Source organism: Erythrobacter aureus (assembly GCF_003355455.1).
Taxonomy (GTDB): domain Bacteria; phylum Pseudomonadota; class Alphaproteobacteria; order Sphingomonadales; family Sphingomonadaceae; genus Qipengyuania; species Qipengyuania aurea.
Genome location: NZ_CP031358.1, coordinates 16,553 through 40,908 on the forward strand (window position 1 = coordinate 16,553; position 24,356 = coordinate 40,908).

The window sequence follows — 24,356 nt, forward strand, 5'->3', positions numbered from 1 at the left end:
CGCGCCTGCTTCCCACTTTCTTAGATTAGGCGGCGAGCATTTCCCTGATCTTTTCCAAGTGCTCTAGTGCGTCAGCCGGCGCGTCGTTGAGCTTCTTCTCGAAGGCCCGGCTTTTTGCTCCGATATCTTCCTCTCCGAACATTGCGGCTACGCCAGCAAGCTGATGGAGATTGGAGGTAAGTTCCTCGAGGGTCGCTCCGTCGAGCTTGCCCGCGCGAATTGCGGAATCGACTTGGCGCAGTATGTCGGATTTGCGGTTCGCATATAAGGCGTTGAGGTGCGGGTCGACTTCAATGCCGGCCAGGCCGCATTCTTTGCTGCGCGTCCAAATCGAGAGCTCCGCTTCCAATTTGTCGAGAGCGATGGGCTTCGAAAGGTGAGCCTGCATTCCGGCGGCGATGCAGGCATCGATGTCTTCTTGGTACGCATTTGCTGTGACAGCGATGATGGGAAGCGTATCAGAAGTAATGCCGGCCGCGCGGATTTTTGCAGTGGCTTGCAAGCCGTCGAGGTTTGGCATTTGCATGTCCATGAGAACGATGTCGAATGCCTCGGGTGTGCCATGGCGTTCAGCTATCATGGAGACTGCCTGCGCGCCGTCTTCTGCTAATTCGGCCTCAAACCCCGCGCGTTTGAGCATCTCGAGGGTCAGGCGCTGGTTGATGTAATTGTCCTCGGCGACGAGGACTTTGCACTGGCTGACTTTCTGGCTGGCAGTGCTCTTGGGTCGAGCTGGAGAGGTCTCTGCACTGGTCCGGGATTCGATGATCGGGATGGTTAGCGAGAAAGTTGAACCGATTCCGACGCTGCTCTTGGCGGTCAGAGCGCCTCCAAGCAAAGATGCAAGCTGTGAGCAGATTGGCAGGCCTAGACCTGTGCCTCCGAAGCGACGAGCGATGCTGGAATCGGCTTGAGTGAACTTGTCGAATACGATGTCGATCTGTTCTTCGGGGATTCCTATGCCCGTATCGATAACGTCGACCTCGATGGCGGACTTGTCGTCAGTCGTTGAAACATCGATGACCACACCACCGGTGTCGGTGAACTTGAGGGCGTTGCCGACAAGGTTGAGGATGATCTGGCGTATGCGCATGGCGTCTGTTTGGACCCATTGAGGGACGTCATCGGCGACGCGCATTTCGAGAGTGAGGCCTTTCTCCTTGGCAACCGGTTCCATAATCCGCAGCGCTCCGCGGATCTTGTGCGTGATGTCGGTAGGCTCCGATGCAACGGTCATTTGCCCGGCTTCGATCTTGGCAAAATCGAGCAGATCATTGAGCAGGGTGAGCATTGCGCGCCCGGAATCAGCGATCATTTCAAGGTGCTGGCGCTGGTCGTCTTCGAGCGGGCCAGCGAGGGCGAGTTCGGTGAAGCCGATTACACCGTTCATGGGCGTGCGGATTTCGTGGCTCATGTTCGCAAGGAACGCAGACTTTGCATCGCGGGCAGCTTCTGCACGCTCCTTGGATTGAAGCAGGGCTGCTTCCAGGCGCTTGGTTTCGTCGATGTTTCGCAGGGATGCGATGATCTGACTTGCCTTGCCAGTTTCAGCGTCGAGAACGGCGCCGCAATTGGCCTCAAGCCATTGATACTGGCCTGGATGTAGGATGTGTTCCGAACGGAAGGAAATTCGCACGCGGTCGCGCTTTCCTGTAGCGAGCTCTCTGAATTTCGATTTCACAATCTCGACATCGTCAGGATGGAAACCGGTGATGAGTTGGTTGCCGACAAGGCTATGAGGGTCGACGCCGAAAATCTGACGGGCGGAAGGCGAGGCGTAGAGGCAGATGCCGTCGAGCGATAGGCGAAGAACTGTGTCGGTCGCATTGTCGGCGAGAAGGGCCAGCTGAGCTTCGCGCTCAGCGATATCCAGTTGGGCGAGCTTGTTGTCGGTGATATCGGTGACAACGCCGATCATGCCAGTCATGTTGCCGTTTGTATCCAGCTCTGGGCCGAATACTACGTGGGACCAGATGATCGTGCCGTCTTCCCATTTCCAGCGGAATTCTTCTTCACCGGCTACCTGGTTCTCGACAGATTCGACCCAGACTCTGGCGACGCGTTCGGCATCTTCGGGGTGTAGGGCCTTGGTCCAGCCGGTTCCCTCCCATTCGCCATCTTCCAGGCCAGTTTGGTTTTTCCAAGACTGGTTGACGTAGGTGCAGTCGCCGTCGGCGGCTGTCCTGAAGATGCCAGCGGGAGCCATGTTGGCAAGGGTCTGGAAGAGCTCTTCGCTGGCGCGGAATTTCTCAAGGGCACGACGTTGCTCAGTGATGTCAATCGCGACGCCGACAAAGCCGGAAATCTTTCCGCTCGCGTCGAATTCTGCGGAGTTGACGGTTTCGCACCAGAAATCTTCGCCTTCGCCATCCTTGAAGTGGAAAATGCGGCGACGAATATCACCCGGCTTTTCAAAGCCGGCGAAGGCTGGATCACCCTCGAGTTCGCTGCCGTGGGCGAGAGACTTCTTCCAGCCGTCGCCAAGCATGTCTTCGGCTTTGAGCTTGAAGCTCTTGAGCCAAGCTTGGTTGAAATAGGTGATGTTTCCGTTCGGATCAGCGGTAAAAATGCCGACAGGAGATGCCTCAGCCAATTTCCGGAAGCGCGTCTCGCTTTCCTTCAAGGCGTGGGATCTGGCGAGTTTTTCGGTAACGTCGGTGCCAGAGCCGATTGCGCCGATGAACTTTCCGGCAGCGTCCCATTGTGCCTCGAGGTTTATCTCGACCTGGATGATCCGGCCGTCTGCAGTCCGGATCGGAAGAATGTGGGTGTCGGTCAGAGGGCGGCCATTTTCGATGGCGCGCTTTGTGCTCATGAAGACAGTATTATCCGGATCGAGAAGCCGTCCGAAGGGCGTGTCGCCGAGCATGTCTTTACTGCAGTGTCCGGTAAGGGTGTGCCACCGATCGTTGAGATAGGTAAAGCGCCAGTTTGCATCGATTTTGAAGACGACATCGCCAATTCCGTTCAGAATGGCGTTCGCGAAATCACGGCTCTCCCGTAGATCGGCCTTGGTTTTGCGCCGGCCTGCCAGGACGACGGCTACGGGGAGGCCAATGAGGAGGTTGCTGGCGATAAACACTTGCAGAGCAATAGCCTCCTCGCGAGCGCCTCCATTCGTCAGGGCAATTGGACCGAGATTGTAGAGGGCTGCGATTGCGGCGGTGACGGCATAGGTCGCGACGACAAAAGCTGTGCCGATGCGTCCCGTGCGGAAGGCTGCAAATATTGTGACTGGGGCAGCCAGAAACAGAAACGGATAGGTGGTCTGGACAAAGATGATGGGGATTGAGATCGCCAGCGGAACGAGGGTGGCGATCCAGTCCAGCGCTTCCTTCTTATCGATCCGGTACCCATTGGCGACGGCGTTTCTGCAGATGAGGACCATCGAACCGATGATCGGAATCGCAAGACAGTGGGCTGTAAGCCACTGGGTGTATGCGATGGCGAATGTCACGGGTGTGAGCATTGCAAGTGCGTCGGCTGCGAGCAGGCCTGGGACCAGAGGCGCGCAAATGCCTATCGCTGCCATCTTTGCGAATTCTTTTAGGGTTTGGAAGGTCTGAGTCCGAACGACGACTTGCTCGAGCACGTAGATTCCAATGAGCATTTCTATAAGGTTTGCGGAGGCAAGGATGACTGCGATGGTCGGCTCGTCACCAATGGCGGCGTTGGCCATGATATTGGCCAGAAAGCAGCAGGTGAGAACAGAGATTTGGCAAGGGCGCGGCTTGTCGAGCAGCATGCCGATAACGAGACCGTTGCCGATCCAGAACGCGGCGAGGCGGCCTGTGTCGAGTGAGAGTGATATACTTGCGTAGGCTAGAATGCCATAGATCGCGCCAAGCAGCATCATGCTGGATATGGTGCGAGATGCCTCTGTCTTGATGGAATTCCCGTCAAGGCGTTCGTTCTGTGCCATAGCTTTTCAGGTCTCTGGATTGAATGGATCTTCAGTTGGGGGATGCAGCTACCGTTTGCTCGAGAACGGCAGCGAGGCTCTCCTGAAAATCCGCGCGGTCTTTGCTTAGAGCGTCGCGGTTGCAGCTTTTGCTGCGCGGATAACCCATCATGTCGCGGATGCCGATGGAGTTCTTGAGCATGATGCGTTCGGGGTAGGTCGTGACCAGGTTGTCGACGATGTCGATGTATTGGCCAGCGACCGCTTCCATGCGGCCGGTGTCGCACGACCATTCATAGTACAGCAGAGTGCCGGTGGTCATGGATATGCCAGTCATTGCCTCGATGAGGTCTTCGTTGTCGTGATAGCTCCCGGAGTATTTCTCCCAGGCATTCGAGTGACGAAGGACGGCGCGCATGGCATCGAGGCCAGTGAATTCGGGAAGCGGAAGCTTGTTGGCCATGCTCGGGTCGCTCGAAAGGGAAAGCTGGCGCATTGCGTTGTCGACAACAGCCTTTTCTTCGGAGCGTCGGCGTTCGACATTTTCCGGCTTCATGGCTTCTTCGGCAGCGGCTTTGGCTTCGGCTTCGATCTGGGCGTAGTCGGCCTCGGATAGGACCTGCGCGGCGGCAGCTGCTGGCGCGAGGGAAAGGGCGAGCGCAGCGATGATTATGGTCTTGGTCATGTAGAGTCCGTAATTTGGGCTGATTATGCAGCGGCTGTGTCAGCGGCGGCCGGGAAGCGCTCGTAGAGGGCGATAGTCAGAGCGAACCAGTAGGCTCCGGCGAGCGAGGCGAAGATCGCTGTGAAAATGTCGAAGCTGGCGCCTAGCGACGGGTTAACGATCGAAATGAGCCAAAGGGGCACGAGCATTGCGAAAGGGGGGAGGTAGGCGAGAAGTATCTCGGAAGTGTTTCCGGATGTACGCGCCCAGCTCTCCGAGCCAAGGTCAGCGACGGATTTGCCTTCAGCCAATAGGATAGGCACGAACAAGCTCAGACGGGCCCAGAGAATGAAGCCCGGTATGATCAGGAATATGAAGCCGATGCCGATGATCAGCCCATAGAGGATACTCGCGCCTAGGTAGGCGAGGACGTTCGATTTGTCGGCTGGGTGTCCGGTTGCGGAAAGCATGCGTTGAGCGATGTAATAATAGATCGCTGTCGAGATCAGGATCGCCGGGAAGAACAGCAGAAAGTCCCGGGTCGTGGCGAAGCCTCCGTAAGGAAGGATCGCCAGTTCAGTTACCAGGCCCAATGTACACCACATGGCTACCAGCTTGGGATTGTCGAGAACGATCTGGATGGTGCGGGCAATCGCCTCGCGGGCTTTGAATTTGTTGGTCATTGGGTCTTTCCAGGCAGGCTTGTTAAAGGCCGAGTTTCCGAAGTTTCTGCGATGCGACATCGAGTATCGGAAGATGGCCGGCGTATCGGCGGACAACCTCGGCATCGTTGCTGAGGGCATTGGCAAGGTCATCAATTCTGTTGGCGATGGCGACGAGCTGATGATTGCTTGTCGCGCTAGCCTCGATTGGAGCGGTCTGCCGCTGTTCCGTCGAGGATGAGGAGCCCTTGAGTTGGCGAAATGTTTCGTCGACTAATTGCTGACCTGCAGCACTGGATGGGAGCCAATCGGCGACGACAACGGGATTGTGGAAGCGCACTCCAACGCGCTCTCCCATGCGCCATACGACAACGCCGTTGGCGCTTAGAGTCCCCCTGGTTATGTCGACCTGTTCCCCAACCCTCGGACCGGCCTTCGTTTCTAGCATGGCTCCGTCAGGCGACACGTTTCGCAAACGAGCCGCATAGGAGCCGTTAGGCCAGGTCAATGTCGCCGCGACGAATAGGTGAGTTCGCGCTTGTGATCGATTTTCTGTGGTATGCTCGATCATCTTCTTCATCATCCTTAAAAGACCAATGAAGCCTGCTGCGTCAGGCAGGGGTCGCTCTGGCAATGGCGATCGTGCGAACGGCGCCTTGCCCAAATACTACGTTGGAAGATTCCTCGACGACGGCCCGGAAGACCTCGAGAGTTGGAAGGGTTCCATCAGGACCGCTGGCCATAGGCTTGCGGTAAGTCCGCATATTGATCTCGTGGAGGAGGAGCGGAAGTCGAGAGGTTATCTCTTCCGACTCCTCAAGCGGAACCTCCAGCGCAAGCTTGAAAGACACATATCCAGCAAGCCTCTTCCCGTCAGGGAGGACCAGAGGCGCAACGATGTCGTCCACTTCGACGAATGCGGTTTCGATGTGATCGTCCGTCGCAACCTCGATAGGTGCGCCATATTGCTTGGCGATGTAGCCCGAGGCTCCGCCAACAGCGATACCTGCGAGGAGGACGAGAAGTGGTTTCAGACGTTTCTTCGCGGACATCAGTGATCTCAGAATGTGAAGGTGGTGTCGGGCGGCAGAGCTGAGCCCGACGCCTTGAGGACGATGGTTATGCGGCGGTTTTCCGGCCTGTCCGGCTGGTCTGGGTAGACTGGACGGGATCCTGCCATCGCGATGATCTGCTGGAATCGGTCAGCGGGAACGCCAGCTTGCACCATGGCGTTGCGTGCCGCTTGTGCACGGTCGCCGGATAGGCGCCAATTGGCTTCGCTCATGCCGCCCCGGCCGTCTGTATGGCCTTCGATGGCGACGCCGACGCCGCTTTTCGCGACTTTGCGAGATATCCGATTGAGCAAGGACTTGGCGTAGGGATTCAACTGCGCCGTCCCGCTCTTGAACATGGCCCGCTTCGAGCTGTCCATGAGGTTGATGCGAATGGTGTCTTCATTCGGCTGGACTTGGACGTGGTCAGAAGCATCCTGCTCTGAGCGGGAATTATCGAGCTCGACGAGAAGTTCTTGCGCAAGGACGCGCAGGGAAGCGTCGGGGACGGATGCAGTGCCTCCGCGCGATGCCCCGGCCGTTGCCGCCTCCATAGAGGGGACGCCGCTTTCGGAATTGTCGCTGGATTGAGCATTCCGACTGTTACCGGCGCTCGAGGACCCTGCAGCGGCTTGAGCCGCGCCGACAGCTTCTTGCGGCCCGGGGTCGGCCGGCGAGAAGTAATCGGCCAAGCCTTGCTTCATCTCGTCGTCTGGGCTCGAAATGAGCCAGAGAAGCATGAAGAAGGCCATCATGGCAGTGACGAAGTCGGCATATGCAACCTTCCACGCGCCGCCGTGATGACCGCCGCCCGATACCTTCTTCACTCGCCTGATGACGATGGGGCGTTTTTCGTTGGTTCCGTCCATATCAGGCGGGACTTACGGCGAAGTCTTCACGAGCCTGCTCGAGAGCTTCTTCCAGCTGCGTGAATGAAGGCGCGTGGTCGGAAGGAGTCATACGGCGCGCGAGCTCAATGGCGACCTGCGTGGGGAGACCCTGGGCGTGCGCGATGATCGCGGTTTTTGCGATGCTGAAGGGTTTTGCGTCGGCTTCGACGATTTCGCGCAGCTTTGAGGCGAAAGGCCCGACAACGCAGTAGGAGAGTAGAACGCCGAGGAAGGTGCCGACGAGCGCGCCACCGATCATGCCGCCGAGGATTTCGACTGGCTGGTCGATGGAGCCCATGGTTTTGATCACGCCGAGAACGGCGGCAACGATGCCGAGAGCAGGAAGGCCGTCGGCCATAACCTGCAGGGCGTGTTGCGGTTCGAGCTCCTCGTGGTGGTGGCGCTCGATGTCGCTCTCCATCGCTTCGGTCATCTGATGAGGATCTTCGAAGTTGACCGTCATCATGCGGAGGTAGTCGCAGACGAATTCGACCAGGTGGTGGTCGGCGAGAATGCGAGGGTAACGGGAGAAGATCGAGCTATCCTCGGGATTGTCGAGGTGTGGGTCGATGGCGGTCGGGCCGCCCTTCTTGAAGGTGTTGAGAAGTCCGAACAACATAGTGAGAAGGTCGCGATAATCGCCTTCTTCCCAGCGCGGTCCACGGAATGCGCGTTTCACGCCTTTCAGGGCTTTCTTGACGGTATCCATCGAGTTGCCGACTAGGAAAGCGCCGGTTGCCGCGCCGCCGATTGCCATCATCTCGATGGGCAGGGCCTTGGCGATAACGCTCATGTTGCCGCCAGCGATGATGTAGCTGCCGAAGACGCAGATGAAGATGATGATTAAGCCGACACTGTTCAGCATGGTCTTGTCGCTTTGCCCTTCAGGATATTTGGTTCCTTCTTTTATAGAAGGTCGGAAGGGCATTCGGGGCGTGTGGATGCGCTTTTTCTCTGGGGAGGCGTTTTTCCTGACATTGAGGCACTCATCAGGGCGCAAGAAAATTTTTGCGATGCGTCCAGATTGGCGGCCAAGCGTCCTAAAATAGTCTTAGACTATCCAAGGAGTACGCATGTCTGCTGCAGCTTATCAAACCACCCAGCGCAGGTCCGAGCAGCCGCGGAGCGCGGAGTATCGCCTGATGGCGCAGATCACAGGTGAAATGATTGCTGCAAAAGAGGGAGGGCTGCTAGGTACAGCGCTTGCCGAACCTCTGAGCCGCAATCGAGAACTGTGGAACGTGTTCTCTAATGACTGTGCTTCCAGTGAAAACGGCCTTCCTGAAGCGCTGAGGGCAAGCATCATTTCCCTCGGCATCTGGGTCGACAAGCACACCAGTGGTGTGATCGGTGGCCGGGAAGAAATCGACGATCTGATTGATGTGAACCGGAGCATCATGGAAGGTCTGGCAGCAGCATAGGACTGCCAGACCTCCAAAATTAGGCGGCGATCGCACCGGCGGAGTATGCGATCCGCAAGACATCAGAAACGTGCTGAGCTTCGAGCTTTTCCATCATGTTGGCCCGATGAATCTCTACGGTCCTCGGGCTGATTTTGTGGGCCTCAGCGATGCTCCTGTTTGAACATCCATCGAGCAGACCGTTCATCACGTCGCGCTCCCGAGGGGAGAGGCGATCGATCAGGGCCTTTGCGTTATCGACTTTCTGGTGCTCCTTGCGGCTGTCTTCGAGGTCGGAAAGTCCAGTTTGAACAATCCGAAGCAATTCGTCGGGGCGGAATGGCTTCTCGATGAAGTCTACCGCGCCGGCCTTGATGGCTTTGACCGCCTTCTGGATATCGCCCTGGCCGGTGAGGATCACGAAGGTGAGATCAGGGTGGTCCTTGGTCTGGGCGAAGACCTCCATTCCGTTCGTGCCGGGCATGTTGAGATCGAGAAGAACGAGCCCTGGATCGAGTTCGGGAAGGGACTCGAGAAAGTCGTCGCCCGATTTGAAGGACCTGACGATGGTGTTGGAAAAGCTCCGGACAAGTTCGTACAGTGAACTCCGGACAGAGTCGTCGTCATCGACAATGTAAATGCTCTTCATCATGTAGCTTCGTCCTTCTTGCTGATAGGCAGATTGAAGCGGAAGGTTGCACCTCCGCTGTTTCGGTTTTCGCCGACTAGCGAGCCCCCATGAGCTTCGATGATACGGCGGGAGATGGAGAGGCCGAGGCCCATTCCGTTTGGTTTGGTGGATGTGAACGGCTCGTAGAAATGGTCGAGCAATGAGGCTGGAAGTCCTGGGCCGTTGTCTTCAACAGATACGCAGATTTGTCTGGGTGAGCTTTGTTTGGCGCTGATCCAAACCTTCGGGCAGGAGGTGGGATTTGTTGAAAGCTCCTCGACCGCGTTCTTGATGAGATTGACGAGGACCTGCTGGATTTGGATCTTGTCGACCATCACCTTGGGCAGACTGTCTGGAATTGAAAGCTCGAGGTCGAAGATTGGCTTTTGACCGCCGAGCGAGGTGAGGGAAACAGCCTCATGAATTAGATCGGATATGGGATGGGGCTGTTGGTCGATTTCACCACGCGAGAGGAATTCCCGCATCTTTCGGATGATGTCTCCTGCGCGCAGAGCCTGTTCTGAGGCGAGGTCTATCAGGCGTTCGATGTGGCCGTCTTCCGCTTCACCGCCTCTGATGGTGTTGCGTGCGGCCGCCAGGTAATTGGTCATCGCGGTTAGAGGTTGATTGAGCTCGTGCGCGATCCCGGCGGAGACCTCGCCCATGGTGTTCAAGCGGGCTGTGTGAGCGAGTTCATCTCGGAGGGCGTCGAGGCGACGCTCAGCTTCGAAACGCTCGGTGACGTCCCTGAGGAATATTGTGAAGAGGCGCGGCCCATGCGCGCCGAATTCGTGGACGGAAACTTCGACTGGAGCGGTTTTCCCATCAGCGCGCAGGGCAGAGAGAAGGTGCATCTGCCCTGGGCGACGGCGAGTAGCTGTCAGGAGGAGCTTTACCTTCTGGTCGGTGAGCATGTTGAAGTGCCTTCCGACGACGTCGGCTGAAGCGTGTCCAAACAAGTGCTCTGCTGCGCGGCTAAAGGTCAAAACTACGCCGCGGTCATCGGTGATGATGAGCGCAGTCGGCGAGGTTTCCAGCACCGATTGGAACTGGTCATGACTTGCATTGAGGGCGCGGCGGATTTCGAAGTTGCTCGTAACGTCGACTGCGACGCTGACGGTTTTATCCAGCTCCCCGTCTTCGCCCCATATGCAGCGTGAGCTTCCCTCGTAGGCGCGAATGTTGTTGTTTGCGTCTCGCACCCGGAACGAGAAGCTAAACTGCTTTGCGCGACTGGCAATGGCCGTTTCGAGGGTTTGCAGAACGGAAGGAAGGTCCTCGGGAAGAGTGATCTTCGACCAGTCGTCATGGTGCTTTACGGTGCCCGCAGCCTGGCCAAGCCGCTCTTCTGATCCGGGCGCCCATGTGAGAATTCCGGTTCGGGCATTCCATTCGAAGATCGCGATAGAATGCGCATCGAGCGCGAACTCGAGGTCAATCTCGCTCTCGACGAAGTCAGGCAGGTTGGAGTGGCTGGCGTTATTCATGAATTTGTCTCGCGGAATGAGCGTGGCGTAGGATCGTCAGCTCAACACGAAGTATGCCTGAGTGATGAGAACAAGCAGGGCGAGTCCGACAAGGATGCGCTGCTGAGAGGCGTCTGCGTTTCGAAAGCGATTTGGAACAGAACGAAGAGCCGCCCAGAAGGCAGGTCCGTGTATATCGCGATCTCGCCAGAGATCGGCAAGCTCTGATGCGGCAAGGCGTGCCTGCGAAAAGAAGCGACGCATAGTTAGAGCAGCCTTATTCCGAAGGTGAGCTTCACCGTGGCGATAATGAAGCCGATTCCGAGGCCGATAGCGTAGGGAGTCGGCGCAGCGGCGTTGATGTATCCGGCGAAGATGAGAGCTCCGAGCAAGGCGAAGATGGCGGCTGCCCAGCGCTGCTTTGCGTGAGGGATCATCCCGGAGAGCATCATGGGGAGGGCAGCCGTTATGAGGGTAATGACCCCAGCAAAGAGCCACTCGAAAAGAGGCATTATGCAGCCCTCTTATGTTCATCGAAAAGCAGGTCGACGGCGAGAGGCAGGTTCGCGGCGACTGGGATATGGGGATTGGCTGCGATGAACTCGTGCCGGTTGGCGCGACCGATAGGCGCATCGATAAGGATGACGTTGATGCCAGCCTCTGAAAGTGAACATGCTTCGTGCGGCTGGTCATCGACCATGTGAGTGACGCCGAGTTTCTTACAGGCGTGCGATTTGCACTGGGCAAAATAGTCGTCTTTGTCCGTGCTCCCTACATGGAATGTGGGGACCGGAGGCGCGCTGCGGTGGTCGAGCCACTGCTGTGTGAGGTGAGCGACTGCGTTGGGCCGACGCGTGATGTAGCAGGCAAGAAGCCCAGCGTCGTGAAGCCGATGGGCAGCTTCGATGGCGTCAGGAAGTGCAGGGGCGCCTAGGAGCACATCTTCACGATCCCAGAAGGCGAGGTCGGGCTTCAGCTTCTGGGCGATCTGCGGGTCGTTATGGGTGAACGGTTCCCAATAGATTTGGGTTTCGATGATGTCGGACACGGGAATGGATAAGTCACGAGCCATCGCCTCGCGGGCAGATGCCATGATGCCGACAACACAGTTGTCCAGATCGAGACCAACCTTCATGCAGCATTCCTTTCGCGTGTGAGATATGTGAACTCGCAAGCCGGAGCGGTCTTGTCTTTATAGACGGTTTCAACCTTCCAAGGCGTGGTGAGCATTTGAAAAAATGTGTCGCCTTCGGTGACGACATCGACGGTCGTCACATGCGCTTTTGTGAGCCAGTCTAGCTCGAGAGCCTGTTGGTAGATCCGCGCGCCTCCGATGAAGGCGATAGCATTTGCGATAGGCCTCGATGCGACTGCAAGCTGGATGGCAGCTTCGAAGTTGGGAGCTGCGATTGCATCACGGTTTTCCAACGGGCGGCTGGTGACGACGATCGAGATGCGGCCGCGTAAAGGGCCGGGCAGGGAGTCCCAGGTGTTGCGCCCCATGATCATCGCTGTGCCCATGGTGAGCATCTTGAAGCGTTTCAGGTCATGAGGCGCGTGCCATGGAATGGCGCCATCGCGCCCGATGACGTCGTTCGTCGACCGGGCGGCAATGAGAAACGAGTTCTCGTGGATGGCGCCGATTTCCATCAGACGGCCACCGGCAGCTTGATGAAGCCTTGCGGCTCGTATCCGACAACCTCGAAGTCATCGAGGCTCAGGTCATCCAAGGAAGTCGGTTTCCGCTTCCAGATGAACTTCGGGTCGGTGCGGCACTCGCGTTCGAGCACCTCGGTCATGCCATCGATATGATTCTGGTAGATATGGCAGTCGTCGATATCGACGACGAGCATGCCGGGCTTGTTGTCGGTGAGAGCGGCGAGGAGGTGGAGCAGGTAGCCGTACTGCGCGACGTTGTATGGCCAGCCGAGGCCGACGTCGCTCGAGCGGAGGCGAAGCTTGATGCTGAGCTCGCCATTGGTGACGTTCACCGCGCCGCCAAAGTGGCAGGGGGGAAGACCCGTGCCGCCTTTCACGGTGACGAATTCAGGACGCCAGAGCGACCATATAAGCCGGCGACTTTCGCCGTTGGATTTGATCTCGTCGACGAGCTGCTGGAACTGGTCGATTACGGCGCCGCCGCTCGATTCAAACGAGCGCATTTCCGTGCCGTAGCAGGGTGCGATAGTGCCCCATTTTTCAGCGAATTCCGGATCGGCGAGAACGCGAGCCTCGAATTCATCGCGGCCGATATTTTCGCCGGTCTCGAGGTTGTAGGCCTTGAGCGGCCAGTCGGTCCAGATGTGGATGCCCTGCTCGATGAGCGGCACGAGCGAATTCGAGCCGGAGAGCATCCAGATGAGTTCGGCAATCGCGTCCTGGTAACGGGTCTTCTTCAGCGAAACGACGGGCAGCGTTCCGCCCGAGAGGTCAATCTCGACATTGTGGCCGAAAACGGCGCGGGTGCCAGTGCCGGTGCGGTCGCCGCGGTCTTGGCCGAGGTTGAGCACGCGCGAGACGGTGTAGTGGTAAGCTTCGTCGGCCGATGTGAATGCCGTCGGGAAATTGTGGATCATCATTTCGATTTCGCCTTCTTGGGAGCGGGTTCGGTGGTGTCGTTGGCGTTTGCGAGTGGAGTGACTTCGAACAGTTCAGGATCGAACCGGTCGCGGACGCGCGCCCACTTGGCGCCGGTGGATTTTTCCGAGCAGACGCTGGCGCTCTCGGAGGTGAGGTGAAGGTTGATGCGGACGTCGGCGGTTTCGTCGTCGATTTCCTGTTTCACGTCCTGAAGCGTTTTGCTTCCTTCGGCGATCTGCATGAGCGGGGCGGCAAGCTCCGCGCTCTCTTCCATGAGGCCGAGGCCTAGGATCGCGAGATTGCCGTGCTTCTGGAAGTTGCGGTCGGCCTGGGCGCCCTTGCGGCTGGCAGTTGCAGGCTGAATGGCCGCGCCGTCCTCTTCGAGCATGGCTTCCAGCCGGTCGAAGGATGCGTTGATCTTGGCGCGAAGCTCGCGGACGGCAACGATAGGAATCCGGCCGAGGTCGCCGTCGCGCCAGCACTTCTTTGCCATTCCGGCGATAGCGCCAGCCGCTGTGGCGATTTCGAAGGCCGCGCGGGCGTATGCGGGTAGGATGCCGTGCTGTTTCACAGCGTGCGAGCCCGGGCCGGCGACATTGCGGTGGAATTGGAGGGACTGCCCCTTCCAACGGGAAATGCTCATGTGGTCAGGCTCCAAATAGGCTGGGGGAAGGCCGGTTGTCGGCAGCTGCGGGGTTGAGCCAGAGGCTCTCGGTCTTCTTGGCGTTTCCGTCGGATTGGGCGCGGGTGTCGAGACGCACCCAGTCGCTCAGCATGTCGTCGTAGATCTCGCAGCGGTAGCCGGAGAGCATGACCATGGCAGGCGTTTCTCGAAGAGCGACGAGAAGCTTCTCGTGGCCGTCGGCGTCCAGCTCGTGGCCATACGCGCGATAGGTGTCTCCGACGCTGATTTTATCGTGCCGGGTGCTCGGGTGATATGGCGGATCCACGTAGAGAAGGGTGTCGCTGGTGCGATACTTCTCGATGACTTCCATCGCATCCATGGTGAGCCAAGTGACGCGCTGAAGGCGCTCGTGAATGGCGTCCATGTGTCCGGGCAGGTTCGACCAGTCCGTCGCCGGCGTCGAGCCGGCGCGACTGATGGAAGAACGGAAACCGGGGACCGTGCTGGAGGTGACGCCGTCCGACCCGTGGCTGAGGAAGCTACGGACGCAAAGGCGGCGGGCCTGCTCGATGGGATCGTCGCAATCCTCAAGCGAAAGGCGAAACTCGCGCTCGTGGAAAGGCGTGAACTGGAGAGCCCGCTTGAGATGGGCATAAGACGACGGGTCGCGCAGCACCTTGAAGTAGTCATAGATCTTCAGGTTCAGATCGTTGGCGACCTCGGCATAGGTGCGGGTCTTGCGTAGCAGGACCGAGCAGGCGCCGGCGAAGGGCTCCACATAGGTCCGGTGCGTCGGCATGTTGGAGATGATCCAGCTGGCGAGCATGAATTTGCCGCCATGGTAACGCAGGGCAGGCCGGCGGACTGCCGACATGCCTGGCGCGCGCGGATTGTCGTTGTGCGCAGGTTCGTTGGTTGCGAGGCGAATTGCAGCGCTCATGCGGCAAGCTTCATCATGTCGGACTCGCAGCGGAAGTCCGGGCGATCATCGAAGCGGAAGGCCGAGGACGCGGCATACTCGAGAACAGGCTCGGAGCTGATGAAGCGCCGACCGAGCTCGAGAGCGACCTTCCCGGTTGTGTTTGAGCCGGCCATGGGGTCGTAAACGATCTGACCAGGCTCGGTGGAGAGCTGGATGACCTTGCGCGGCAGAGCTTCAGGGAAGCGCGCCGGATGCGGGGTCATTCCTGCTTCACGGCAGCGCTTGGCATAGGTCCCGCCGCCGCCGACGCCGCCGGAGATGATGATGTTGTGAGGAATGCCGCCTTCGCCATTGGTGGCAAATGCAGCATCGTTGATGTCGTAGCCGCCGGGCCGGACGGTTTTCTTGCGCGCGGCGGCGCGGCGCTGGTCGCTGGCGCGCTGGGACGCGCTACGCTCTGCATACGGTTCGGGCGGAAGGCGACGGGTATCCCACGCAGGGTTCGGCGTCTTCGAGAGCAGGATGACGTGCTCGACGGTGTTCTTCAGCGCAACGCGGCGCTTCACAGCCCATTCGAGGTTGGCCAGTTTCGTGGGGCTATGCCACGGCATGCGGCCGGCGAGGTGAAGCCCGTGCTTGTCGATCGCATCGAGCATGTACCGCTCGACGTAAGGCGAGAGCATCGGCGTGCCCGGGACGTGGATGTCCATCAGGTTGATGGCGAGCGTGCCGTCATCGCGCAGGAGGTCTTTCCAGAGGCCGGTGAGTTCCGACATCCAGGTTAGCCAATCTGCGAGACCGAAGCGTCCGTACTCACGGTTCACGACCGGATAGGGCGGACTGGTCATGATGAGCGAGAGGCTGTCCGGCTCGATAGCGCCCGCAGCTTCTTCTGCATGGCCTAGGAATGCGAGGCCGTTGTCGAGGCTGTAGAGGAGCACAACCTTGCCGCGCTGGACGCGGGTGAGCTTCTCACGGCCCTTGTCCGTAAGCTCCCAAATGCCGCGTTCGCCGGCGATGAGGCCTTTGGCTACTGCCGTCTGGCGCGTCCAGCGAACCTGCTGGTCGAAGACGCGGTAGGACTGGTCGCTGCAGGTGCGGGTCTGGTCGCGGACCTCGGGTTCGAGGTTCAGCGTTTCAGCCAGCTCTCCATAGAGGTCGCGTGGACGGGCTTTGCCGCCGCGTGCCTCGATAGCTTCGAGCAAGGGCAGCTCGAGCATGCCCTGGAGAGATGCGGCTGGGCCACGACCTTTCACGGATGCTTCCTGCTGCTCGCCCTTTTCTACGCGACGGCGGCGTGCCGCAAGGGCAGCCTTGCTGGGGTTGGAACTGCGTTCGGTCATGCCGCAACCGCTAGGGCTTTTGCGGTTTTCGGAAGCAGCGAACGCCGAGGTTTGAGGTTGGCCGAGCAGATTGCATAAGCAAGTCCCGGGGGGACAGCGTTGCCGACTAAAGCAAGTTGGGTTGCCTTCGTTGTCTTGCGTCCGTCGGCGGTTTTCTCGAATTGATAGTCCTTCGGGAACGACGAAGCGGCGTAGGCTTCCTTGGGCGCGAGCATGCGCATTTGGATGGTCCAGAGGATAGCGCCGGGACGACCGATGGCCGATGGACGAGGCCCGTCGAGGTGGGCAAGGCGCGGACTGCGCGGCTCCTTGGTGCCGTACTGTTCGAGGAAGCGAGCAATCCACCATGCTTCGAAGCGCTGCTCTTCGGTGAGTCCAAGCTCGCCTTCTGGCACAGCGTGGACATCGCCAAGCTCTTCGGCAGCATCGCTGAAATACTGCACGAAGGATGCACGGACCTCACCGTGGTGGGAGCCAGCCGCGGTAAAGGTTGGGATGGGTTCATCCATGCTCTGGCCGAAGGTATTCTGGCGCAGAGTGAGCAGGTGGCTGGTAACGAGGTTCTGGTGGCAGACCTTGGTCGTCATCGTCGACATCGGGTCATCGACCGAGTGGCCAATGTTGCCGCTGTTGTGCTGCGCCATGTGCGCGGCGACGATCGGGCGGATGACCGAAGGGCCGGTGATAGCGGGATCTGGCTCGACGTTGTCATTGGCTTCAGGCGCGTGAGCGTCTTTCATGGATGCCTGGACAAGGGCGAGCTTCGCACCACCGGCGACGAGCGTGGTGATCGGGTCGTGGACGCTGTGAATGCGCGGTGCTTGGCCACGGCGCTCACCGTAACCGGTGGTGACCATGAAGGGTTCGACGATGGCGAATTCGTTCGAAGTCGACTGGGTCGGCAGCGGTTCGCAAATGTCGTGATCACCGCGGCCGCGCTTCTTGCCCTTCTTGCACACGCTACCGTGGGCAACGCGCACGATGGTTGGAACCTTGAAGGTTGCGCCGGGCGATGCCGGAGCGGAGACTGCGTGCTCATCGGCGATGTCCACGTCGATTGCGGGAGCCGTGATCTGGAAGCCTTCGGGAGCGACAGGCGCATCAGCTGTGTCGTTCGATGCCGCACGCACGGTGATGTTGGTTTCGTTCGGCTGGGCCAGAGCGATGGGCACTGCGGCGCAAACCGGGGACACTAGGGCGAGCTCACCCCTTCGGGCGCATGTGATCGTGGGCAGCTGGCTGTCCATCAGATAGTAGCGACCCGGCCCCGAATGGGTGAGTGGAGTGATGAGCGGGTTCACCAGCGAGAGGCGCGTCGCTGTCTCGGAGCCTGCCGCGCCTTCTTTTTCGGGAGCGTCATCGCCACCAAACGAGACGATGTGAGGCTTTTCGGCTTCGAGAACGTGACGCTCGATGCCAGCCGCGATGCGCTTCAGCGTGTTGTCTGCCAGCGGACGGTTGCAGCGCGCCTTCTTCGCATCTTCGGGGTACATGAAGATGGGATTGCACTGGATGGTGAAGTCGATGCAGTCGGCGGCTGGAGCGTAGGGCAGCAGTTCACCCGCCAGGACGGCTGGCGAATTGCGCGGGCCGTGAGTGGCTTTCGGGAAGCGGATCGGAAGGCCATCGCGGCGGGCGACGATCATCAGGCGGTGGCGCTTTGTCGGCACGCCATAGTCGGCTGCGTTCAGAACCTTGTATTCGACCGTGTAGCCGGCTTCAACGAGACGCGAGCGCCATTCTTTGAAGGTCGAGCCGAGGCCGTCCTTGTCGATGTAGCGCTTGTCGATCTTGTTCTCGGCAGTGAGCGGCGCCCAGGTCAGGAATTCACGGACGTTTTCGACGATGACGACGCGCGGGTTGAAGCGCGGGTTGGGGTGCTCGCACCAATTGCAGACGACCCATGCCTGATCGCGGATTTCACGGTCGAGCGGCTTGCCCCCACGGGCAGTCGAGAAATGGACACAGCTCGGGCTGGCCGTGAGGAGGCCGATGCTCTTGCCGGTCTCGATGTGCAGCTCGGGATCGGCGGCAAAGACGTCGGATTCGAGATGGACCGTCTCGGGGTGATTGATGTCGTGAACGCCGATCGCGTCGGGGTTGTGGTTCACGGCAAAGGCAGGGCTTTCGAGCAGTGCCTGGCGAATGCCTTCGCTCGTACCACCCGCACCGCAGAAGAGATCGACTGTGATTTCTTCTTCTTCGAGGTGATACGGGCTGTCGGGAAGGTCATAGATTTCGACCGGACCGTTTGCCATCTGCTCGACAAGGTCGAGACCAGTGGAAGATTCAGGAAGTTTGGAGGTTGCGAGGTTCGAGCGCACGATTTTCTTTTCTCCATAAGTAGGCCCAACAGGCCTCAAGTCCTCATGGGGAAACAGCGACATGTTCCTGTCGTCTAATTTCATGCTGAATATGCCCCGTAAGCCTGGCGCTTTGGCGTCAGGAAGTCGTGATCCGAAGGTTGAATTTGCACTCGTGCCGTAATGGCTGAGTGCAAATTCTAGCGGGACATATTCAAGCCTGCCAAGGACTTTCTGGATGTTTCTGGATAAGCGATGCAGCTATGGCAGGAATGCCATGCCAAGCTGCGAACTGCCCGGTCCGCGCTCTCTTGGAAGAAGAGCTGGCGCGGTGTCCGAATGGGCAAGGGCAACACATTCGGCGATATTGTCATTCGCCGGATACCCAGCAGTGATACCTTCGGCGAGCGTGCGGTCGATTATCAAGCCTCGCGACGGGTGCGCCCAGTCTCGTCCGCTGGTGAGGGTGACGATCCCGCGGCGGCTGTTGCACAGTCCGACGAGAGGGCCAGCCGTCCATTCGCCAGGCGCAACCGCGACTGCTTGCGGAGCGAGTTGCTCAAGAAGCTGGGAGAAGGGTCGCCGGGCGACATCGTCGACCGAAGCGGTTTCGGGACTCAGGTACCAGTAGAACTGGCCCGACAGGTGGGAGAGGATGTCTTGATCGATCTCTGCATTAGCATCGGCGGAGTAGAGGACCGTGTCGTCAGCATCGACCTCGATGACTCCGATGGGCTTCGCTCCGATGTTTTCAAGAACACGAGGGTGAAGGTGGATCATGCGAATGACTACGCCATCAGCCCGATTGATTTGCAGTCCTCGAGGGCCAAGCAGATAACCGAGGGCAGGGCGAGCGTCGCCGCCCTGATGCCCGATCACGAAGAGCAGGGCATCAGGGGTCTCGACGACGTCATAGGCAAACGGCTTGGGACGTTCGGTCATGCAGCCCTCTTCAGCTTCTTCTGTGCGCGCGGGTCGATGGTCTGGAGCAGCGCCTGCGGCAGCTGTCCGATGTCGTGGATGACATGCGAGTTTTGGCACCAGGTCTGAACGGAATCGCTCTGGATGCCGATCGCCACGACCTCAATGCCCCGGCGGTTGAGCAGGGGGACGACGCCTTGTGCGAGCTCGCGGTCGTCTGCGTCACCGTCGGTGAGGACGAGCAGAACGCGGCGGTGGGCCGCGCTCTGTTCCAGGATGCTAGCGACTGCCGCCATGGCTTCGCCCGTGGGGGTGCAGCCCATGTCGAGATCGCGATAGGCACCGATGTTCTGACGCGTAATGCGGCTGGACTGCTTTCCCTCCTTGAAGGGGTAGAGGTCGACGTGGGGCGAATAGCCCTTGTATCCGTAGATCGAGGTCTCGACCTGCGTGCCGCGCGTAGCTTCTTCGATTGCAAGTGCGCCAGTCATGGCGAGCTTTCGAGGCTCCTCTTCGCCGGTTCCGCTGTAGACCATCGAACCAGAGAAGTCGGTGAGGATAACCAGAGCCGTTTCGGGCGCGGGCCGGTGCCAGTCCTTCTTGTAGCAGTTGCCAGTGCCGCGAACGACGGCGGAGATGTTCCGAATGTCGAACTTGCCGTCACGGCGGCCGCGCAGCGTCCCGCGCTGCTCTTCAGCCATGAGAAGGCGGCGAATGGTGCGTGCGGTGGTGCTGATCACGCCGGCGGCTTCAGCGCGCAAAGATGCGTACTGGCATTCCTCGACCTCTGCAGTGTCGATTGGAATGAAGCGGTCGTCGGAATATTCGTTCTTCGACGCGCCGCCACCGTTGGCATCACCTGCGTCGCTGCTCGGGTCAGGGTCAGCAGAGGTGTAATTGGGAGCGGCAGCATTGGCCTGCTTGACGTTCTCCATCACCTCATCCGGATTGACTTCGCCATCCTCGGCATCCGGAGCTTCTTCCGGGAGAGGGGTGTTGGCGATTTCGTCGGCAAGGTCGTCGATGAAGTCGTCGAAGGCGGCATTGCTGTCGAGAATTCCGTCGAGCGGGTTCGACCCATCGCTGTCTTCGCCGGAAGCGTCGGCATCATCGGCCTCTTCACCAGTGTCAGCGCCGCTGTCATTGCCAGCCGGACCTGATGACTGGCCAGCACCCGAAGCGCTGTCTTGGGGATCAGCGTCGTCCTGATCGGCGTCCTGAGGGCCGCCGGCGTTTCCTGCCGAGTTGGCATTCTGGTCGGCGTCGTCAGAGCCATTGTCTCCGGAACCTTCGCCGTCGTCGTGCTCGTCGAGCATGCCGTCATTCATGCTGACTTTGCCGGTGTCGTCCTGCTGCGGAGCCGGAGCGCCGGTGCCGTCAGGGCTGGACTTGCCGCTCGGGCTGTCGCCGAAGTCGAGATCATCGACGCCATTGTCGCTGTCTCCGTCTCCGAGGCCTTCGCCGTCGCCTTCACCGGTGCCGTCGCTACCGGGATTGTCTCCGGCAGCGGGGTCGGATGAGTTGGCATCCAGGTCCGAGGAGATCTTGCCGTCGGCATCCTTTCCGTCTTGGTCAGGCGCATCGGCGGAGATGTCTCCGGCGTCAGAGGCATCCGAGCCAGTGCTGTTCTCGTCCTGGCCATCTCCGTCACCCGGTCGTTCGGACTGGCCGAGGTCGCCATTGTCCGATGGCTGGCCTGTTTCTCCGGGCTCGCCAGCGTCGCCTTCACTCTCGGTTCCGCTGTCGCTTTCACCGTCGGGGCCTGCTTCGGCATCGCTGCCGGCATCGCCGTCGCTAGAGGGCTCGCCTTCTGCGTCGGCATCATCGTCGCCTTCGACGTCGTCAGCATCGTCTTCGCCAGCTTGGCTGTCGTCGCTGTCGTCGAGGCTTTCAGGCTCTTCGTCGGCATCGTCGGTGCTGGTCTGCTCATCCTGCTGGTCGGCGTCGCTCGAGGTGTCCTCGGAGATCGCGTCGTCCTGCTGGTCGTCCTCATCCTGCTCGTCGCTGTTGTCCTGGTCATCGTTCGATGCAGGCGGCGGAGTATTGCGGCTGGCCTGAGCGTAGGCTTCGGCTTCTGCGCTGAAAGCGATTGCGAGGTCGACCACCTCGTCAGTCGTCTGGACGTCTTTCATGCGGGCCGTCCAGTTGTCGATGAGCTTCCGGACAGGAGCCGGGAATGCATCGAGCGTGTCGGTCATCTCTGGGTTCGGGAAGCCATTGAGGACGCTGCCCGTCCAAGTCAGGGCGAGCGGGCCGCAAGCGCGCGGATCTGCGAACCAGCCGGGCTTCAGCTTGTTCAGCGGCGGGTGGATCAAGACGCGCAGCGCGGCAAGGTCGGAGGCCGTGCCAGGCAGAGCCTTCGAGATGATGCGCTCGATGCGGTAGTCCTCGATCGCGTTCTCGAATTTCTTGATGAGCTTGTCAGGCTCCATCCGGCCTTCTTCGATTGCGCGAATGATCGAGCCGAAGTCGGTGTAGCGGATGTGGGCAACTTCGTGGATCGCGTAACCCATGAGTGCGCGAGCAGTCGAATATGGAATTTCGGCGAGGTCACGAATGGCCGGGAGGTTGATGTTCCGACCATCGGTGTAGGCGCGCGTGCCGCGGAAGCGCACACGGATGCGGTCACCACGACCGAGGCCGTTGACGAAGCTGATGATGAGCCGGCGCAGGTCGATGCCGAGCATCGTCTTTTCCTGCGCAGGCTTCACAGCGGTAGCTGTTGCAGGCTGCATGGATCAGATCTCCGTGGTGTTGAGATCGACGGCGACGGCGGTCTTGATGAATTCGCGGATGGTGCGACCATCGTCCGGATTGGCACGGCCGACCATGACGGCTTCCATGCCGAGGGCCAAACCAACCTCGTCGCCGCGGCTGGCGAATTTCTTCGCCATCGGTGCTACGTCGAGCATCTGACGCAGCGAGCAAGTCTGCGACAGCGAGCCGGTGTTGTAGGCAGTGCGGATCCGCGTCGCGACGTCGACCATCTTCACGCACAGCGCGTGAGCAAGGCCGGTCTTGGCGTTGATGGTGTCGGCTTCCATGCCGGGCTCCATGAACGTGAAGTTCAGCCAGTAGGGGAAGCGGTCGCGCGTAGCTTCGGACATTTCGAAGCGCGTATGCGTCAGCCCGTTGTCGGAGCCGCGACCCTTCGTGTTCGCGGTGGCGACGATGTAGCAGTGCGGGTGGCGCTCGATCGGCGTGCCACCTTCTTCCTGGATTACGAGGCCTTCGCCTTCGAGGACCGAGTGGAGCATGTACATGATGTCCGGGTCGGCCTGGTCGATTTCGTCGAGGACGATGATGCAAGGCTGCTGGATGAGGCGGGGGATCTTGCCGAGGACGAAGGGCGTCTCGGAACCGTTGGGCGTTGCGACTTGGCGGAACGAGCCGATGATCTCAGCGCGCGAGAGGCTGCCGTCCATCGGGATCTTGTGAACGGGCAGGCCGATCTGAGCGCCGAACTGCTTGAAGAACTCGGTCTTACCGCAGCCCGGGTCGCCGGTGGCGATCACGTTCTTGCGCTCTTCGATAGCGAGAGCCATCACCGAGCAGGCGTAGCCATTGAACATGAAGTCCTTGTCAGGCGCGGCCATCTTCGGCTTCGGGGTGAGCCACTTCGCGGTGGGGATGAGTTCGCTGCTGTAGGTCGAGCCGATGCCCTGGAACAGGGTCGAGGCCGGGCGCGGGATCATCTGCACTTCGGCTTCAGGTGCAACGAAGGCGAAGGACGCAGGATTGCTCGTCGGCTCGCCGGCAGGTTCTGGAGTGGCGGCCGGAGCGGGAGCGGGCGCAGCTGCCGTGGGCGCAGGCGCAGATTCTTCAGCTGCGATTTCGGGGGCGTCGTCACCGAAGACCTTGTCGGTATAGCCTGCGGGGTCAGCCTTGTATTCCTGAGCGGCTTGAATGATTTCCCGGGCGGCGTCTTCGTCACCTTCCATTGCATCGCCAATTTCGGTGAGGCCGTGGAGCTTCGAGACGTTCGAAACGAGAGCACGGTTGTCGCCGCTTATGCGCGCGTGGTCTTCGTCCATCTTCTTCATGGACGTGAAGGGGAGGTCGGCGACCGCTTCTTCGGTCATAAGGTGAGCTGCGAGGGCAGCGTCATTCGGCTGGAACTGGGTGACGGACATAACTTCTTTCCTCAGGCGGTAAGGACTACAAGTCCCCTGCCTGCTCCATCACTTCTGCTCTGTGGGGAGTGCCCCCGACCTCAGAGGTCGGGGCTAGGATGCGCGTCCGCGCGGCTGGCTTGCGTTAGGCGGCCAGCTTGTCGCTCAGGCCAACCTGGTTGGCGATGAGCTTGAGTTTCGACTGAGCCGGGCCCGGATCGATGACGAAATTGGCAAGGTCTCCGATGTGGAGGATATTTGCCATCACCAGCATGGCGTCGCTCGGGTCTCGGAGGGTCCAGTTGCGCTGGGCGAAGGGACCGGTGATCGAGATGTGGCTCACTCCCCCTTCAGCATCGACCTTGCCGCTGATGTGGTGGATCGCCGGCGATTTTGCGGCTTCGTCCAAGGCGGCTTCGTAACGTGCCTGCAGCGCGAAGGCGCGGCGGCCGGCGGCCCCGTTCACTGCCCGAGCAATCGGTCCGGCAATATCGACGCCGGAGATGATAGGCTGATTGCCTGCGGCACTGAGTTCGGAGACCAGCTGATCGACGAATGGAATTTCGAGATCACCATGATGGATGACGAGCGGCTGGCGGCCGACTGCGGGAGCGATGATATCGCGAATGAGCGTCGAGGTCGGGAGCGAAGTGGCGGCCTCGTCGGGATTGATCCCGGCGGTCCAGAGCCAGTCACGCACGATCTCCGAAGAGTAGTCGAGATTCGCGTCGACGAGATGATAGAGTTCGACCGCGCCCGTTATGGCGACACCGATGGCTTGCCGACCAGCCGAAGTCTGGGCGGCCAAGATGCCGAGGTAGGAGAGGTTCGGGAAACGCATAACG

General features: G+C 59.8%; 22 protein-coding genes. 1 reads left to right on the top strand and 21 read right to left on the bottom strand.

What is annotated here, in order from left to right; all coding sequences use genetic code 11:
* Positions 1–25: 25 nt before the first annotated feature.
* The 7 genes from DVR09_RS14710 to motA are packed head-to-tail and all read right to left on the bottom strand — an operon-like array spanning position 26 to position 8,034.
* A complete protein-coding gene (locus DVR09_RS14710; RefSeq protein WP_115418021.1) occupies positions 26–3,922 on the bottom strand; it encodes a PAS domain S-box protein in 3,897 nt (1,298 codons plus the stop codon).
* Between the two features lie 31 nt (positions 3,923–3,953).
* Positions 3,954–4,586 carry a hypothetical protein gene (locus tag DVR09_RS14715; RefSeq protein ID WP_115418022.1) on the bottom strand — a complete coding sequence of 211 codons (633 nt, stop codon included), beginning with the start codon at positions 4,584–4,586 and terminating at the stop codon, positions 3,954–3,956.
* A 23-nt stretch (positions 4,587–4,609) separates the two neighbouring features.
* The gene (locus DVR09_RS14720; RefSeq protein WP_115418023.1) at positions 4,610–5,248 is read right to left on the bottom strand and encodes a hypothetical protein; all 639 of its coding nucleotides are present in this window, start codon (positions 5,246–5,248) and stop codon (positions 4,610–4,612) included.
* 22 nt (positions 5,249–5,270) lie between these two features.
* Positions 5,271–5,798 carry a PilZ domain-containing protein gene (locus DVR09_RS14725; protein ID WP_162814995.1) on the bottom strand — a complete coding sequence of 176 codons (528 nt, stop codon included), beginning with the start codon at positions 5,796–5,798 and terminating at the stop codon, positions 5,271–5,273.
* 40 nt (positions 5,799–5,838) lie between these two features.
* Positions 5,839–6,279 (bottom strand): hypothetical protein, encoded by a 441-nt coding sequence (locus DVR09_RS14730; protein ID WP_234041645.1) that lies wholly within the window; start codon positions 6,277–6,279, stop codon positions 5,839–5,841.
* Between the two features lie 8 nt (positions 6,280–6,287).
* Positions 6,288–7,148 carry a flagellar motor protein MotB gene (locus tag DVR09_RS14735; RefSeq protein WP_115418025.1) on the bottom strand — a complete coding sequence of 287 codons (861 nt, stop codon included), beginning with the start codon at positions 7,146–7,148 and terminating at the stop codon, positions 6,288–6,290.
* A 1-nt stretch (position 7,149) separates the two neighbouring features.
* Positions 7,150–8,034, bottom strand: a complete 885-nt coding sequence (gene motA, locus DVR09_RS14740) for a flagellar motor stator protein MotA (protein WP_115418466.1) — start codon at positions 8,032–8,034, stop codon at positions 7,150–7,152.
* A gap of 208 nt (positions 8,035–8,242) precedes the next feature.
* On the opposite strand from motA, the gene flaF reads away from it, so the two are divergent.
* Complete coding sequence (gene flaF / locus DVR09_RS14745; protein WP_115418026.1) at positions 8,243–8,590, top strand: flagellar biosynthesis regulator FlaF; 348 nt, start codon at positions 8,243–8,245, stop codon at positions 8,588–8,590.
* 19 nt (positions 8,591–8,609) lie between these two features.
* Here the strand turns inward: flaF and DVR09_RS14750 are convergent, their stop codons facing one another.
* The 14 genes from DVR09_RS14750 to DVR09_RS14815 form a co-directional block, all read right to left on the bottom strand.
* Positions 8,610–9,221 carry a response regulator transcription factor gene (locus DVR09_RS14750; protein ID WP_115418027.1) on the bottom strand — a complete coding sequence of 204 codons (612 nt, stop codon included), beginning with the start codon at positions 9,219–9,221 and terminating at the stop codon, positions 8,610–8,612.
* Complete coding sequence (locus tag DVR09_RS14755) at positions 9,218–10,726, bottom strand: PAS domain-containing sensor histidine kinase (protein WP_115418028.1); 1,509 nt, start codon at positions 10,724–10,726, stop codon at positions 9,218–9,220. The genes DVR09_RS14750 and DVR09_RS14755 overlap by 4 nt, the downstream gene beginning before the upstream one ends.
* Before the next feature lie 245 nt (positions 10,727–10,971).
* Entirely contained in the window at positions 10,972–11,217 is a 246-nt protein-coding gene (locus DVR09_RS14760; RefSeq protein WP_115418029.1) for a hypothetical protein, read from the bottom strand.
* Complete coding sequence (locus DVR09_RS14765; RefSeq protein ID WP_115418030.1) at positions 11,217–11,840, bottom strand: hypothetical protein; 624 nt, start codon at positions 11,838–11,840, stop codon at positions 11,217–11,219. The genes DVR09_RS14760 and DVR09_RS14765 overlap by 1 nt, the downstream gene beginning before the upstream one ends.
* Positions 11,837–12,355, bottom strand: coding sequence for a dihydrofolate reductase (locus tag DVR09_RS14770; protein WP_115418031.1), 519 nt, complete (start codon positions 12,353–12,355; stop codon positions 11,837–11,839). Before DVR09_RS14770 ends, DVR09_RS14765 begins: the two co-directional genes overlap by 4 nt.
* Positions 12,355–13,284 carry a thymidylate synthase gene (gene thyA, locus DVR09_RS14775; RefSeq protein ID WP_115418032.1) on the bottom strand — a complete coding sequence of 310 codons (930 nt, stop codon included), beginning with the start codon at positions 13,282–13,284 and terminating at the stop codon, positions 12,355–12,357. The genes DVR09_RS14770 and thyA overlap by 1 nt, the downstream gene beginning before the upstream one ends.
* Positions 13,281–13,928, bottom strand: a complete 648-nt coding sequence (locus DVR09_RS14780; protein ID WP_115418033.1) for a MazG-like family protein — start codon at positions 13,926–13,928, stop codon at positions 13,281–13,283. Before DVR09_RS14780 ends, thyA begins: the two co-directional genes overlap by 4 nt.
* A 4-nt stretch (positions 13,929–13,932) precedes the next feature.
* Positions 13,933–14,850 carry a DNA adenine methylase gene (locus DVR09_RS14785; protein WP_115418034.1) on the bottom strand — a complete coding sequence of 306 codons (918 nt, stop codon included), beginning with the start codon at positions 14,848–14,850 and terminating at the stop codon, positions 13,933–13,935.
* Positions 14,847–16,175 carry a site-specific DNA-methyltransferase gene (locus DVR09_RS14790; RefSeq protein ID WP_115418035.1) on the bottom strand — a complete coding sequence of 443 codons (1,329 nt, stop codon included), beginning with the start codon at positions 16,173–16,175 and terminating at the stop codon, positions 14,847–14,849. The genes DVR09_RS14785 and DVR09_RS14790 overlap by 4 nt, the downstream gene beginning before the upstream one ends.
* Complete coding sequence (locus tag DVR09_RS14795; RefSeq protein ID WP_162814996.1) at positions 16,172–18,499, bottom strand: DNA cytosine methyltransferase; 2,328 nt, start codon at positions 18,497–18,499, stop codon at positions 16,172–16,174. The genes DVR09_RS14790 and DVR09_RS14795 overlap by 4 nt, the downstream gene beginning before the upstream one ends.
* 240 nt (positions 18,500–18,739) lie before the next feature.
* Entirely contained in the window at positions 18,740–19,420 is a 681-nt protein-coding gene (locus DVR09_RS14800) for a hypothetical protein (RefSeq protein WP_115418037.1), read from the bottom strand.
* Positions 19,417–22,134: a VWA domain-containing protein gene (locus DVR09_RS14805; protein ID WP_115418038.1), complete on the bottom strand. Its 2,718-nt coding sequence runs from the start codon at positions 22,132–22,134 to the stop codon at positions 19,417–19,419. Before DVR09_RS14805 ends, DVR09_RS14800 begins: the two co-directional genes overlap by 4 nt.
* 3 nt (positions 22,135–22,137) lie before the next feature.
* Complete coding sequence (locus tag DVR09_RS14810) at positions 22,138–23,532, bottom strand: AAA family ATPase (protein ID WP_115418039.1); 1,395 nt, start codon at positions 23,530–23,532, stop codon at positions 22,138–22,140.
* 124 nt (positions 23,533–23,656) lie between these two features.
* The gene (locus DVR09_RS14815) at positions 23,657–24,352 is read right to left on the bottom strand and encodes a hypothetical protein (protein WP_115418040.1); all 696 of its coding nucleotides are present in this window, start codon (positions 24,350–24,352) and stop codon (positions 23,657–23,659) included.
* Between the last annotated feature and the right edge of the window lie 4 nt (positions 24,353–24,356).